The 13,537-nt window shown below is 41.2% G+C and carries 15 protein-coding genes; 3 read left to right on the top strand and 12 right to left on the bottom strand.

What is annotated here, in order from left to right:
• Positions 1-48 precede the first annotated feature (48 nt).
• The 5 genes from atpE to LIN98_RS02380 all read right to left on the bottom strand — a co-directional run bounded on the left by atpE (position 49) and on the right by LIN98_RS02380 (position 2,697).
• Positions 49-303 (bottom strand): F0F1 ATP synthase subunit C, encoded by a 255-nt coding sequence (gene atpE / locus LIN98_RS02400; protein ID WP_005539567.1) that lies wholly within the window; start codon positions 301-303, stop codon positions 49-51.
• Between the two features lie 53 nt (positions 304-356).
• On the bottom strand, positions 357-1,145 hold the full coding sequence (gene atpB, locus LIN98_RS02395) for a F0F1 ATP synthase subunit A (RefSeq protein ID WP_005546295.1): 789 nt from the start codon (positions 1,143-1,145) through the stop codon (positions 357-359).
• Positions 1,146-1,169: 24 nt separating this feature from the next.
• Positions 1,170-1,547 carry an ATP synthase subunit I gene (locus tag LIN98_RS02390; RefSeq protein WP_005590293.1) on the bottom strand — a complete coding sequence of 126 codons (378 nt, stop codon included), beginning with the start codon at positions 1,545-1,547 and terminating at the stop codon, positions 1,170-1,172.
• Between the two features lie 111 nt (positions 1,548-1,658).
• Entirely contained in the window at positions 1,659-2,276 is a 618-nt protein-coding gene (gene rsmG / locus LIN98_RS02385; protein ID WP_005546299.1) for a 16S rRNA (guanine(527)-N(7))-methyltransferase RsmG, read from the bottom strand.
• A gap of 58 nt (positions 2,277-2,334) precedes the next feature.
• Positions 2,335-2,697: a winged helix-turn-helix transcriptional regulator gene (locus LIN98_RS02380; RefSeq protein WP_005546302.1), complete on the bottom strand. Its 363-nt coding sequence runs from the start codon at positions 2,695-2,697 to the stop codon at positions 2,335-2,337.
• Between the two features lie 307 nt (positions 2,698-3,004).
• Here LIN98_RS02380 and LIN98_RS02375 point away from each other — a divergent pair, with 307 nt between their 5' ends.
• Entirely contained in the window at positions 3,005-3,706 is a 702-nt protein-coding gene (locus tag LIN98_RS02375; RefSeq protein WP_249856150.1) for an NAD(P)H-binding protein, read from the top strand.
• A 271-nt stretch (positions 3,707-3,977) separates the two neighbouring features.
• On the opposite strand, the gene mnmG is transcribed toward LIN98_RS02375, so the two are convergent.
• From mnmG to zapB, 3 genes are all read right to left on the bottom strand, one after another.
• Positions 3,978-5,867: a tRNA uridine-5-carboxymethylaminomethyl(34) synthesis enzyme MnmG gene (gene mnmG / locus LIN98_RS02370; RefSeq protein ID WP_005546306.1), complete on the bottom strand. Its 1,890-nt coding sequence runs from the start codon at positions 5,865-5,867 to the stop codon at positions 3,978-3,980.
• Positions 5,868-6,309: 442 nt separating this feature from the next.
• Positions 6,310-6,753 carry an FMN-binding protein MioC gene (gene mioC, locus LIN98_RS02365; RefSeq protein WP_005568538.1) on the bottom strand — a complete coding sequence of 148 codons (444 nt, stop codon included), beginning with the start codon at positions 6,751-6,753 and terminating at the stop codon, positions 6,310-6,312.
• Positions 6,754-6,809: 56 nt separating this feature from the next.
• Complete coding sequence (gene zapB, locus LIN98_RS02360) at positions 6,810-7,028, bottom strand: cell division protein ZapB (protein WP_005539576.1); 219 nt, start codon at positions 7,026-7,028, stop codon at positions 6,810-6,812.
• A 195-nt stretch (positions 7,029-7,223) separates the two neighbouring features.
• On the opposite strand from zapB, the gene glpX reads away from it, so the two are divergent.
• Complete coding sequence (gene glpX / locus LIN98_RS02355; RefSeq protein ID WP_005568536.1) at positions 7,224-8,237, top strand: class II fructose-bisphosphatase; 1,014 nt, start codon at positions 7,224-7,226, stop codon at positions 8,235-8,237.
• A gap of 640 nt (positions 8,238-8,877) precedes the next feature.
• Here glpX and cysE read toward each other — a convergent pair.
• The 4 genes from cysE to LIN98_RS02335 form a co-directional block, all read right to left on the bottom strand.
• On the bottom strand, positions 8,878-9,675 hold the full coding sequence (gene cysE, locus LIN98_RS02350) for a serine O-acetyltransferase (protein ID WP_005546312.1): 798 nt from the start codon (positions 9,673-9,675) through the stop codon (positions 8,878-8,880).
• 2 nt (positions 9,676-9,677) lie between these two features.
• Positions 9,678-10,691 (bottom strand): NAD(P)H-dependent glycerol-3-phosphate dehydrogenase, encoded by a 1,014-nt coding sequence (gene gpsA / locus LIN98_RS02345; RefSeq protein WP_005568533.1) that lies wholly within the window; start codon positions 10,689-10,691, stop codon positions 9,678-9,680.
• Between the two features lie 77 nt (positions 10,692-10,768).
• Positions 10,769-11,281 carry a protein-export chaperone SecB gene (gene secB, locus LIN98_RS02340; protein WP_061869997.1) on the bottom strand — a complete coding sequence of 171 codons (513 nt, stop codon included), beginning with the start codon at positions 11,279-11,281 and terminating at the stop codon, positions 10,769-10,771.
• A gap of 15 nt (positions 11,282-11,296) precedes the next feature.
• On the bottom strand, positions 11,297-11,737 hold the full coding sequence (locus LIN98_RS02335; protein WP_005539582.1) for a rhodanese-like domain-containing protein: 441 nt from the start codon (positions 11,735-11,737) through the stop codon (positions 11,297-11,299).
• 327 nt (positions 11,738-12,064) lie between these two features.
• On the opposite strand from LIN98_RS02335, the gene LIN98_RS02330 reads away from it, so the two are divergent.
• On the top strand, positions 12,065-13,387 hold the full coding sequence (locus tag LIN98_RS02330) for an anaerobic C4-dicarboxylate transporter (protein WP_249856149.1): 1,323 nt from the start codon (positions 12,065-12,067) through the stop codon (positions 13,385-13,387).
• Positions 13,388-13,537 lie beyond the last annotated feature (150 nt).

Genomic DNA, 13,537 nt, shown 5'->3' with positions numbered 1-13,537 from the left:
ACGTCCTCCTTAATCTGCCTGCTTCACGTTGATAAGCAAATAAGGTGATTATTGTAATAAACCGATGAATGGGTTTGCAAAAATGAAAAGTAAAGAAATACCAACTGCAATCATCGCAATCGCATCTAAAAGACCTGCCACGATAAACATTTTAGTTTGTAGGCTTGAAGCTAGTTCCGGCTGACGGGCGGATGATTCTAAGAATTTACCGCCTAAGATAGCAAAGCCTATTGCCGTGCCCAATGCAGCGAATGCAAGAAGGATAGATGCACCGATAATTGTAGCTGTAATTACAGTTTCCATAATGTTCTCCAATAGAAGTTAAGTTTTTAGCCCTAGAGCCGGTTAATAAAAAATTAATGTTCTGCTTTGTTATAAGCAATACTCAAATAAACCACCGTCAACATCATAAAAATGAATGCTTGTAACGTGATAACCAAAATATGGAAAATCGCCCAAGCAAGGTGTAATGGAATTCCCAGTGCCGCAATCGCCATATTGGCGGAATACATAACGGCAATAAGAATAAAGATTAATTCGCCCGCATACATGTTACCGAACAAACGGAAGCCGAGAGAAATCGGTTTAGCCAGTAAAGTAACAGTTTCGAGAATAAAGTTAACAGGGATAAATGCCCAGTAATTAAACGGATGTAAGGTATATTCCTTAACTAAACCGCTAACCCCTTTGGATTTAACCGTATAGAAAAGAATCAGGAAGAAGACGCAAATCGACATCCCCAAAGTAGCGCTAATATCTGCCGTAGGGACGGCTCTTAAATAGTGAATACCGAATAATCCGGCAAGTTGCGGAAGGAAATCAACAGGGATTAAGTCGATGGCATTCATAATGAATACCCAACAGAAAATGGTCAGGGCAATCGGTGCCACCACCTCGCGCGGACCATGGAAATTTTCTTTAACGATGCCGTTAACCCAACCTACCAGGATTTCCACCAGACATTGTAATTTTCCCGGTACACCCGGCGTTGCCTTTTTAGCAACCCGTCTGAAAATGAAAAGGAAAATAACGGCGGACAGAATAGAGAAAAATAAGGTATCAACGTGAATATTCCAGAAACCGTCCCCCGTTTTAAGGAAAGATAAGTGGTGACCGATATATTCTGAAGTTGTTTGTTCAGACATAGTTAACCCTTTGTAAAATAAAACTTAAGACCTATTCAGCAGAAATGGGATAATATTATTTAGCATTAATGCTGTAAAAAAACCTGTAAAGAAAACAATAAAATATGTTACCGAAAGCCATTTGAACGAAAAAATAATCAGTAGAATCGTCAATACGAATTTAATGGCTTCACCACGATAAAGTGCGGTTAATTTTTTTGATAAATCCTGATTGCGATAAAAAACAACATACACAAAGATAAAAAAAGGTATGAACGCGGCAAAAAATCCTAAGCAGAAATCAACCGCACTTTCGGTATTGGCTAACAACGCAATAATAGAGCTCAAAACAAGACCGACGAAAAATTCAATGTAAATGGATTTTTTATATTTGGCTCGGGCTTGTGCTAAAACTCTGGACATAACTTTTAAACCTTAAAACGGAGCAATTATACCCTTGAAAAAATGAGATTCAACTCAAAAGCACTCAAAAAGTGGTAAATGAACTACAATAAAAGATAGTTAACAGAAATTTTACTTTTTAGTCAAAAGTATTAAATGGCGTTCACCGATAAGTGTTGGAACCTCAATAGAAATCACATTTTCAATCTGAAATTGATCACTTAAATTTTGTGCTTCTTCCTGCTGATAAATACCTTTTAACGCATAAAACATACCATCAGGTTTGGGTAAATGCCAGCACCATTCTGTCATGTCTTTTAAGGAAGCAAAAGCGCGGCTTAATACGCCGTCGAATTTTTCTTCTGGTTGATATTCTTCCACACGGCTTAGAACAGGCTTAACGTTTGTTAGTCCCAACTCACGAACCGCATTACGAATAAAGCTGATACGCTTGCCCAGGCTATCCAACAGTACAAACTGCTTATCAGGGTTAATGATCGCCAACGGCAAGCCGGGCAAGCCAGGACCGGTACCTACATCAATAAAACGATCACCTTGTAAATGAGGGCTAACCACGAGGCTATCCAAAATATGTTTCACCAACATGTCTTGCGGATCGCGCACGGAGGTTAAATTATAGGCTTTATTCCATTTGTTTAATAAATTGACGAAGTCGATCAATTGCTGTTTTTGTTGATCGTTTGGTTGAATCTTCGCTTGTGCAAGGAGGCTATCTAATTTAGCTTTCATTGATGAGATACTCTCTTTAGGAACACCGCACATTCTACTTGAAAGTGCGGTCAGTATTCTATGCATTTTTCGCCTGTTGCTGCAAAATCCCGGTTAAATTCGTTTCCAGCCAATCCACCAATTCAAACATTTTACTTGACGCCTCCGAACCAAATTCCGTCAGCGTGTAATCCACTTGCGGCGGCACTGTGTTATAGGATTTGCGAACTAACATACCGTCCGCTTCCAATTCTTGTAAGGTCTTCGTCAGCATTCGCTCACTCACACCGTCAATGGCGCGACGCAATTCGCTAAAACGTTTGGTACCGGAATACAGACTCACCAACACCAAAACGCCCCAACGGTTGGTTAAATGCTGTAAAATTTGGCGTGAAGGACAATCTGAAGCCAAAACATTGCCACGTTCAAAAATATTTTCCATTTTTATTTCCTTAAAAATCAATTTATTAAAAATAAATTTAAATTTATTCCAAAACTTACGTTTATGTAAGTACTTCTCAAAAGTAAGTAATGTAATTATAGTTGCTATTGAATAATACGGTCAACCATCCCAATACCAGGAGGAAAACAACATAATAAACAAAACTATCGCCATTACAGGTGCAACAGGTCAATTCGGTGCTATCGCATTAGATTTATTAAAAGCAAAAAGCGTCAACGTTATCGCCCTTGTGCGTTCTCCGGAAAAAATTTCAGGTGCGTAAGCCCGCAAATTTGACTATTTAAAAGTGGAAGGTCAAGTAGAAGCACTACGAGGCATAGACACTTTAATTCTAGTATCAAGCAATGAAATCGGGCAACGTTTCGTACAACACAATAATGTCATTGAATCAGCCAAAAAAGCAGGCGTGAAGCGTATCATCTATATTAGTTTTATCAATGTTAACAAAGAAAACAATGTACGTTTATTATCAGATGAATATGTACAAACCGAAGCTGCATTAAAAGCATCAGGTATTACTTACACCATTCTACGCAACGGCTGGTACACCGAAAACCATACCGCCTCTATTCCTGCAGCATTGGAAAATAACGCTTTCTACGGTTCTGCAAAAGAAGGACGTATTTCATCCGCCCTTCGTGCAGAACTTGCTGAAGCCGCGGTAAATGTGACATTAGGCGAAGGTCACGACAACCAAACTTACGAACTTGCCGGCTCAACCAGTTGGACATTAGCGGATTTAGCCGCAGAAATCAGTAAACAAACAGGCAAAGACATTCCCTATGTCGATCTTCCTGCCGCAGATTATTCAGCAGCACTTATAAAAGCAGGCTTGCCTGAAGATTTTGCAAGGTTAACTGCAGAATGTGATGTAGACGCATCAAACGGTGCATTATTTTCAGAGGATAAAACCCTTGAAAAATTAATCGGTCGCCCAACCACAAGATTAGATGTGGCAGTGCAACAGGCATTGCAACTTTTACCATAACAAGGTTTGATGCTTAACCGAGGATATTCGCTATCCTCGGTTTTTAACCTTAGGCTGGCAAAAATGCGTGATAGGCTTAGCCGATCTCACCTCATCGCCCCGCACATTTACTTCTTATAAGGCGAGATAACCCGGAAATGTATATGGTGCTTAATGTATTTAAAGACATGGATTTGAGGATTTATCAGGAATTATTGGGTTAGTGATAAAAAAGTGCGGTCAAAATCGACCGCACTTTTTTGTTTTTTAGCGAGAGGGAAAGATTACTAGATTACTCCCCACGCTTTAACATCCCTTGTTTTTTCAAGTTCACTAAAATGATGGAAATAGCTGCTGGCGTGATGCCGGAAATACGGCTTGCTTGCCCGATAGACACCGGACGATGTTGTTCTAACTTAGCACGTACTTCGTTTGATAAACCGGAGACTTTAGCATAATCAAACTGTGCAGGAATCGCTGTGTTTTCGTGGCGTTTTTGTTTTTCGATTTCTTCTTCTTGATGTTCAATATAACCTTGATATTTAATAGCAATTTCCACTTGTTCCACTGCTTCTTTATCTTCCATTGCTGGTTGATAAGGCGTCAAAGAAGTTAAAATCTCATAGTTCATTTCCGGGCGACGCAATAAATCTTCACCGTTGGCTTCGCGCACCAATGGACTACCCAACACTTTATTCGCTTCTTCCAAATATTCTGAACGTGGGTGCAACCAAATGCTGCGTAAACGTTGGCGTTCAAGCTCAATATTTTCCATTTTTTGATTAAAACGCGCCCAACGCGCTTCATCAATTAAACCTAATTCGTGCGCAATCGGCGTTAAACGAATATCGGCGTTATCTTCACGTAACAACAAGCGATATTCCGCACGGGAAGTAAACACGCGATATGGTTCTTTAGTACCAAGGGTGCAAAGATCATCCACCAACACACCAATATAAGCCTGATCACGACGTGGGAACCAGGCATCTTTTTCCTGCACATAAAGCCCGGCGTTTATCCCGGCAAGTAAACCTTGTGCCGCTGCTTCTTCATAACCGGTTGTGCCGTTAATTTGACCGGCAAAGAATAAACCGGAGATCGCTTTGGTTTCTAAGGTCGGTTTGAGATCACGCGGATCAAAATAATCGTATTCAATGGCGTAACCCGGTTTGACGATTCGTGCCTTTTCCAAACCTTTCATGGAATTCACGATCCCCATTTGCACATCAAACGGCAAACTGGTGGAGATTCCGTTCGGATAAATTTCATTACTGGTTAAGCCTTCCGGTTCAAGGTAAATCTGATGAGAATTGCGATCCGCAAAACGCATCACTTTATCTTCAATAGACGGACAGTAACGTGGACCGATGCCTTCAATCACACCGGTGTACATTGGGCTGCGATCCAAATTATTGCGGATCACGTCATGAGTTTGCTCGTTAGTATGGGTGATATAACAAGGAATTTGTTGTGGGTGATCGGAAACAGATCCCATAAACGAGAACACTGGCAATACGGCATCGCCATGTTGTTTAGCAAGCACATCAAAATTGATCGTACGCGCATCAATACGCGGTGGTGTACCGGTTTTTAAGCGATCCACCCGTAAATTGAGATCGCGCAAACGCTGGGCTAATGTGACGGAAGCAGGATCACCTGCACGCCCGCCGGTATAATTTTCCAAACCAATATGGATCTTGCCGGCGAGGAAAGTGCCGGCAGTGAGAATCACCGCTTTGGCGTGAAATTTTAGCCCCATTTTGGTGACCACACCCGTGGCGCGATCCTGTTCGATTAAAATATCTGTGGCTTCTTGTTGGAAAATATCCAAATTCGGTTGATTTTCCAATGCGATTCTGACCGCTTGGCGATATAACACGCGATCCGTTTGTGCGCGAGTAGCGCGTACGGCAGGACCTTTGCTGCTATTTAAGGTGCGGAATTGAATACCCGCCTTATCTGCTGCGGTTGCCATTAAACCGCCCATGGCATCAATTTCTTTGACCAAATGCCCTTTTCCGATCCCACCAATCGCCGGGTTACAAGAAATTTGCCCTAAAGTATCGATATTATGGGTAAGCAACAGGGTTTTTAACCCCATGCGCGCAGGTGCCAAGGCGGCTTCGGTTCCTGCATGACCGCCACCGATTACGATGACATCATAGGTTTCTGTATAAAACATGATTATTTTTTATCTCTTTTTTGCATTCTGTAACGGATCATCTGATCCTTTAAAAAAATTGGCTGCTATTCTACTGAAAATCCCGTGTGGATAAAAGGTCAGTTTGAGAGGAATAGAAGACGGGATCTGAAGAAAGGATCCGACGTTAATAAGTAATAAGATCTTTATCTATATATAAAGTTTATTATTACTATAATTAAGATCGACGAAAACCTTGGATAAGATCTTTTTTATGTTGTAAATGAAGGAGATGGATCATGCTACAAGTTGTTAAGATCTTACCGATCCTCCTCAAATTTCTTGTGTATAACTCTGTTATTTATCCACAGTTGGATCTTTTGTAAAATTTATTCGTGTTATAAAAACAGATTTTTCACAATTTTATGTGAAGTTATCCACAAGAGGTTTTAGAAAATGACTGATTTTATTTTGAACAAAAGGATTAAAGATGGTGCAGAAAGTTAGGCAGCCAGTCTTCCGCACATTGTTCCTGATCGGTTTCCGTTAAGACATCAATACGCAAAGCGTCGATAATTTTGACCGCACTTTTTGCCTGCAAGGTCTGTTCTACCGTATCCACCGCAAAACAGAAGGTATCATAGTCGGAATTGCCCAAGCCGATGACGGCAAATCGTAACTCTGAAAGATCCGCATCACCGGTTTTGAGTTCATCAAATAGCGGTTTTAGGTTATCCGGTAATTCGCCGGCGCCGTGGGTGGAGGTGACCACTAACCATAGTTTTTCGTTAATAACTTCGTCTAAAGAGGGTCCGTGCAGAAGTGCGGTGCTGAAACCCTGCTGTTGTAATACGCCTTCCAAGTGTTCGGCAACATATTCGGCGCCACCTAATGTGCTGCCGGTAATTAAGCAAATTTTAGGCTGCATTTTCTCTCCTAAAAAGAAGGCTTAGATAAACTAAGCCTTTGTTTAAAAATAAATAGTTAGATGCTGTCGGTGATACCTAAAAGTGAACGTAAACGTTCTTGAATATTTTGGTGTTCGCCTCTTAATTGTTCGTTTTCACCACGTAGTGCATCATTTTCTTGTTGTGCTCTGCTGCTTTTTTCTCTTAATTCATCCACTTCCAATTGAAGCAACTGAATGGTTTCGACAGCTTGTTTAATCTTGTTTTCTAACTGGTCTAGAATTTCTAGTGACATAAGTAATTTCCTCTAAAACAAATGGATGTAAAGTAGCCATATTTTACCTTACTTAATCGTCTTTTTTAAAGCAAAGAATCGCATTATCTGCTAATTAATTCTTTTAATTAAAATTTTCTCTTAAATTTTAGTATGCAATCGTTTGCTTAGTGCTAAAATGGACCTATTTCACATTTTTATTTTAAGGGATACATTATGAACAGAGCATTAGCCATTGAATTTTCAAGAGTTACGGAAGTTGCCGCGTTAGCCGGTTTTGCCTGGTTGGGGCGCGGGGATAAAAATGCAGCGGATGATGCGGCGGTGAAAGCCATGCGTTATATGCTGAACTTAATTCATATGGATGCGGAAATAGTGATTGGTGAAGGGGAAATTGATCAGGCACCTATGTTGTATATCGGTGAAAAAGTCGGTTCGGGCATGGGTGAGCTGGTGTCCATTGCCGTTGATCCTATTGACGGTACGCGAATGACGGCAATGGGACAGTCTAATGCCATTTCTGTGTTGGCGGCGGGCGGTAAAAATACCTTTTTAAAAGCGCCGGATATGTACATGGAAAAACTGGTGGTCGGCCCGGAAGTGAAAGGCTTGATTGATTTAAATTTACCTATTGAACAAAATTTACGCCGTGTTGCTTCTAAATTAGGCAAATTACTCTCCGATTTAAGTGTCATGGTCTTGGATAAACCCCGTCATAGCGCGGTGATTGAAAAAATGCACGAGTTGGGTGTACGCGTATTTACCGTTCCTGACGGCGATGTTACCGCTTCCGTTTTATGTTGTTTGCCGGAAGCGGAAGTAGACATGGTTTATGGTATTGGTGGTACGCCGGAAGGTGTTGTGGCGGCAGCTGCCATTCGCGCACTGGGCGGTGATATGCAGGTTCGTTTGTTGCCACGTGATCAGGTGAAAGGCGACACGCCGGAAAATAACGCTTTGGCGGCGGAGGAAATTCGCCGTTGTCAGGAAATGGGCGTGGAAGTGAACGCCGTATTGCAATTGGAACAATTGGTGCGTGATGATAATTTGGTGTTTGCCGCAACGGGCATTACTAACGGCGATTTATTAAAAGGTATCCACCGCAAAGGTAATTTGGCGACAACGGAAACTTTATTAATTCGTGGTAAATCCAGAACCATTCGTCGTATTCAATCCACCCATTATTTAGACCGAAAAGACACCGCACTTTATCGTTTAATTAATGCTTAATTATAAAAATAAAGCCGGCAATTAAACCGGCTTTTATTTATTTTACTTTGAGTGAATATCGTTTTTTAAATAATTTCGGCGAATAACTCATATTTCCATAGATTCCCCATTGAAGGTCTATATAAATGTCACCCTGAAGTTGCGGTTTTCCTTCAATTATCACAAGGTTTTGCGTTAAATTAGCCTGTTCATTGAACAGGTATATTCCTGTTACCCCTGAATTTTCCGGTGAAATCGCTATTTTTACCGAAGTTTCAATAGCCTTTCCGTTGGCTAATTTATCAATATCGATGACATAGCGGTATTCACTATTCGTTTGTATTTCGCCAAGATATTCATCTTCTAATTTATCCGTATTATTTCTGCAGGAAAAACAAAAAATAAACTGATAAAAAGGGCAAATAGAAATTTTCTATTTGAAAATAGAGATTGATTTTGCATTATAAGTCATCCGGTTAAAATTGGTTTTTAAGTTTAAAAATAACAAAAAAACTAACCGCACCTTAATACGCCTAAAGTGCGGTTATAAAATCCAACGGATTTTGAAAGTTGGCTTTGTCAACGGCCCCATTGGGACGAACAATCGAACTTGATTCGATTGTGAGTAATTTTTATGGTGTTTTTGATTTAATAATGGAAATCAGATATTCAGTTCCATACCAAGATCAATAAAGTTTTGGTTCATATCGAACGCCGGTTTGGCATCTTTATCTTTACCAATGATTCGTGCAGGTACGCCCGCTGCGGTGGCATATTCCGGCACTGGTTGCAACACTACGGAATTGGAACCAATTTTAGCATATTTTCCGATTTCAATGTTGCCTAAAATTTTTGCACCAGCGCCGATCATCACGCCTTCGCGCACTTTTGGATGCCGATCACCGGATTCTTTTCCCGTTCCGCCTAAGGTAACCCCTTGTAAAATGGATACATTATTTTCAATGACCGAGGTTTCACCCACTACAATGCCGGTGGCATGGTCAAACATAATACCATGTCCGATTTTTGCCGCGGGGTGAATATCCACGTCAAACGCGACAGAAATTTGGTTTTGCAGATAAATCGCCAGGGCTTTGCGATTTTGTTGCCATAAATAATGGGTGATGCGATAACTTTGTAAAGCGTGAAAGCCTTTTAAATAAAGCAACGGCGTGGATAATAATTCAACCGCCGGGTCACGCTGACGCACAGCCATGATGTCGCAGGCGGCACATTCGATAATGCCGGGTTTTGCCTGATAGGTTTCTTCGATGATTTCACGTAACGCGATGGCGGGCATGATGGTATTGGCTAATTTATTGGCTAAAATGTAGCTTAATGCACTGCCTAAATTGTGATGTTTTAAAATCGTCGAATGAAAAAAACTGGCAAGCATAGGCTCGTTATCGACGAGCTGTTTCGCTTCCTGACGAATATTTTGCCAAACTTCTAACGACATGATTATTCCCCTTTACGTTCTCTGCCGAGTAAATTAACGGCGGCATCTTTTGCTGCTTTGCCGCAGAACAGCACTTGATAAATTTGTTCGGTAATTGGCATTTCTATGTCATGCCGTTGCGCCAATAAATGGGCTTCTTTGGTGTTATAAAAGCCTTCCACCACCTGTCCGATATTTTCCATCGCCGCTTGTGCCGAAACGCCTTGCCCAAGCATTATACCGAAACGGCGGTTGCGTGATTGGTTATCGGTGCAGGTCAATACCAAATCACCTAAACCGGACATTCCCATGAAAGTATTCGGATTAGCGCCAAGTGCGGCACCTAAACGGGATATTTCCGCAATGCCACGGGTAATTAAGGCGGTTCTGGCATTGGCACCGAAACCCATACCGTCGGAAATACCCGCACCGATGGCAATCACGTTTTTAATCGCCCCGCCCAGTTGTACGCCGAGCATATCATTATTGATATAAACCCGAAAATGTTTACTGCAATGAATGCGCGCCTGAAATTGCCGGGCAAAGTCGTCGTTATCGGACGCCAGCGTAATGGCGGTAGGTAAACCGGAAGCCAGTTCTTTGGCAAATGTCGGGCCGGAAAGTACCGCCAGTGGGTACTGTTCGCCAAGTTTTTCTTTAATTACCTCTTCCAGTAAACGACCCGTATCCCGCTCCAAGCCTTTGGTTGCCCATATAATACGATGATCGGGGCGTAAGTGCGGTCGAATTTCATCGAGAATTTCACCGAAGCAATGGCTCGGCACGGCAAGTAATAAATCCTTTGAGGCTTGAATCACTTTGCCTAAATTGGCTTCAATAACCAAAGATGAAGGAAAAACAATCTCGGGTAAAAATACTTTATTTTGACGATCTGCCTGAAGTTGTTGCATTTTTGCCGGGTTGTGTCCCCACAGATAGGTGGAATGCCCGTTGCGCGAAAAAGCGATAGCCAATGCCGTACCAAAAGAACCGGCACCCAGCACGGTGATAGGGAAATCGGCTATGGTCGTATTCATCATTTACTCCTTATGGCAAAAAAATGCTACCGAAAAAAATAAACCCACTTTTCAAGACTAAAAAGTGGGTTTTTTAATTAATTTACTGTTGGTTCGCTTTGCTCGCCGGCCTCTTGCGCTTGTTGTTCCTGACGTTGTAAATATTCAACAAATAGCGCGTCAAAATTTACCGGAGAAAGATTTAATGCCGAGAAAGTACCGCGGTTTACTAAGTTGGAAACCAATTCGCGCGCATACGGGAATAACATATTCGGGCATTGTGAAGTTAAGCAATGCGCCATTTGCATTTCTTCCAAGCCACTGATGGTAAACACGCCTGCTTGTTTCACTTCACAGATGAATGCCACATCACCGGAATCTTCCAATGTAGTTTCCACTGAAATATTTAAGCAGACTTCATATAAATCATCGTCTAATTTAGCGGTTTCGGTAGATAAATCAAAACTTAAACGCGGTTTCCATTCTTGGTTGAAAATATGCGGTAGGTTTGGTGCTTCAAAAGAAACGTCTTTCACATAAATGCGTTGAATTTGCAACACCGCTTGAACTTCCTGTTCTTGGTTTGTCACTTCTTTGTTTTCTTCGGTCATTTTCGAGTCCTTATTTTATTTTTTAACTAAAGGTAAATTTGCTGCACGCCAGCCGCCGATGCCTTCTCTTAGCACATAAACATGATTGAAACCTTGTTTTGCCAGAATTTCACCGGAAGAACGGGAAGAAACGAAATCGGCACAGGCTAAAATTACCGGAATGTCTTTGTGCTGTTCAATTTTTCCGATATTGTTGTTTTTAATTTCGGAAGGCAGGATGTTTAAACTGTTTATGATATGGCCTTTGTTAAACTCATCAATGGAGCGTAAGTCGATAACCACGGCATTTTGGTTGTTCATTAAAGAAATCGCTTCCGCATTATCAATAAGTTTGGTTTTACTGGTGGCAGATTTTACGAAATTATAGATCACCATCAAAAAGACAGCTACCCAAGCGACGACGATCAAGGTATGATTTTTGGCAAAAGCGGTTGCCATGGGTATAAATTCTTGCATTTTTTTCTCAATAATTAGGTTTAAAAAATAAGGGCTCAAGTATAACTTTACTTGAGTCATTTATCAAAAATTATTGTCTCTGCAGATTCTATTAATTTTGTTGAAATAACAATCAATTATTTATTTAAAGTGTGATATAGATCATAATTTAATCAGAACGTCCAAAATCCGCCATACTCACCATTACAACATTCTTATATAATTAAGGTGAATTTTGAAGTTAACTAAATCCCGATTGCCTTTGTATAAGGCATTTCTCTCAAAATCTCATTGAGTATAATCTCTTATACATTAAACAATTTTTTATTTTTATTCTAAGGAGGCAGTATGTCTGCTATGTTTTTATTTCAGTTCGCCATTGTGTTGCTCTGCATTTTAATCGGTGCGCGTGTTGGCGGAATCGGTTTAGGTGTATTTGGTGGCTTGGGGCTTACAATTTTGTCCTTTGGGTTCGGTTTAAAACCTGCCGGCTTGCCAATTGATGTGATGTTTATGATTATGGCGGTAGTTGCAGCGGCAGCGGCAATGCAGGCTGCCGGTGGGTTAGATTACATGATCAAAATTGCCACTAATATTTTACGTCGTAATCCGAAATACATTACTTTTATGGCACCTGCGGTAACTTGGACATTTACGCTGTTAGCAGGAACCGGTCACGTGGCTTACTCCGTATTACCGGTTATCGCTGAAGTGAGCCGTCAAAATGGTATTCGCCCGGAGCGTCCGTTATCCATGGCGGTTATCGCATCACAATTTGCTATTGTTGCAAGCCCGATTGCGGCGGCGGTGGTAGCCGTGGTTGCCTACCTTGAACCGCAGGGTATTCACCTGGGGGATGTCCTGATTGTTACCATTCCTTCTACTATAATCGGTCTTTTCCTTGCTTGTATCTTTGTGAACAAAATGGGCAAAGAATTAAAAGATGATCCGGAATATCAACGTCGTTTAAACGATCCTAAATATGCGGAAGCTTTCAATTCAACCACTAGCAGTAAAGAACTTGAAATCAGCAAAACCGCAAAAATTTCCGTCTCACTATTCTTATTCGGTGCATTACTTGTGGTTTTAATGGGGGCAATGCCTTCATTACGTCCGGTATTCGACGGCAAACCGATGGGTATGGCACACACCATTGAAATTATTATGTTAACCATCGGTGCATTAATTATCTTAACCTGTAAACCGGACGGTACGGAAATTACCAAGGGTTCGGTATTTCATGCCGGTATACGTGCAGTTATCGCCATTTTCGGTATCGCATGGTTAGGTGATACGTTAATGCAGGCGCATCTTGAAGAAGTGAAAGGTATGGTGAGGGGTTTGGTAGAAACTGCGCCTTGGACATTTGCAATCGCCTTATTTATCCTGTCCGTATTGGTAAACAGCCAAGGGGCAACGGTGGCAACATTATTCCCGCTTGGTATTGCCCTTGGCATTCCGCCGGCAGTATTAGTTGGTGTGTTTGTGGCGGTAAACGGTTATTTCTTCATTCCGAACTACGGTCCGATCATTGCCTCTATCGACTTTGACACTACGGGCACCACACGCATCGGTAAATACATTTTCAATCACAGCTTCATGTTGCCGGGCTTATTGAGTATGGCATTCAGCTTAGCCTTAGGCTTATTATTTGCAAATATTTTCCTATAACACGATTTTGCTTCGGGGAATAATAGCGTCTTATTTCAGGCGCTATTTTTTATTTAACCGTTAAACACGAAATACATTATTTTTACGAATAAAATTAATTAGCATTTGTCATATAAATGTTATGATATAGCACTTTCATTGAGGTGATTT

Source organism: Aggregatibacter actinomycetemcomitans (assembly GCF_023518055.1).
Taxonomy (GTDB): Bacteria; Pseudomonadota; Gammaproteobacteria; order Enterobacterales; family Pasteurellaceae; genus Aggregatibacter; species Aggregatibacter actinomycetemcomitans.
This window is presented reverse-complemented; position numbering and strand designations above follow the sequence as displayed.

Excerpts from the sequence above, each read along its gene's own strand:
- atpE (WP_005539567.1), bottom strand. The coding sequence starts at position 303 with ATGGAAACTGTAATTACAGCTACAATTATCGGTGCATCTATCCTTCTT.
- atpB (WP_005546295.1), bottom strand. The coding sequence starts at position 1,145 with ATGTCTGAACAAACAACTTCAGAATATATCGGTCACCACTTATCTTTC.
- LIN98_RS02390 (WP_005590293.1), bottom strand. The coding sequence starts at position 1,547 with ATGTCCAGAGTTTTAGCACAAGCCCGAGCCAAATATAAAAAATCCATT.
- rsmG (WP_005546299.1), bottom strand. The coding sequence starts at position 2,276 with ATGAAAGCTAAATTAGATAGCCTCCTTGCACAAGCGAAGATTCAACCA.
- LIN98_RS02380 (WP_005546302.1), bottom strand. The coding sequence starts at position 2,697 with ATGGAAAATATTTTTGAACGTGGCAATGTTTTGGCTTCAGATTGTCCT.
- mnmG (WP_005546306.1), bottom strand. The coding sequence starts at position 5,867 with ATGTTTTATACAGAAACCTATGATGTCATCGTAATCGGTGGCGGTCAT.
- mioC (WP_005568538.1), bottom strand. The coding sequence starts at position 6,753 with ATGCAGCCTAAAATTTGCTTAATTACCGGCAGCACATTAGGTGGCGCC.
- zapB (WP_005539576.1), bottom strand. The coding sequence starts at position 7,028 with ATGTCACTAGAAATTCTAGACCAGTTAGAAAACAAGATTAAACAAGCT.
- glpX (WP_005568536.1), top strand. The coding sequence starts at position 7,224 with ATGAACAGAGCATTAGCCATTGAATTTTCAAGAGTTACGGAAGTTGCC.
- cysE (WP_005546312.1), bottom strand. The coding sequence starts at position 9,675 with ATGTCGTTAGAAGTTTGGCAAAATATTCGTCAGGAAGCGAAACAGCTC.
- gpsA (WP_005568533.1), bottom strand. The coding sequence starts at position 10,691 with ATGAATACGACCATAGCCGATTTCCCTATCACCGTGCTGGGTGCCGGT.
- secB (WP_061869997.1), bottom strand. The coding sequence starts at position 11,281 with ATGACCGAAGAAAACAAAGAAGTGACAAACCAAGAACAGGAAGTTCAA.
- LIN98_RS02335 (WP_005539582.1), bottom strand. The coding sequence starts at position 11,737 with ATGCAAGAATTTATACCCATGGCAACCGCTTTTGCCAAAAATCATACC.
- LIN98_RS02330 (WP_249856149.1), top strand. The coding sequence starts at position 12,065 with ATGTCTGCTATGTTTTTATTTCAGTTCGCCATTGTGTTGCTCTGCATT.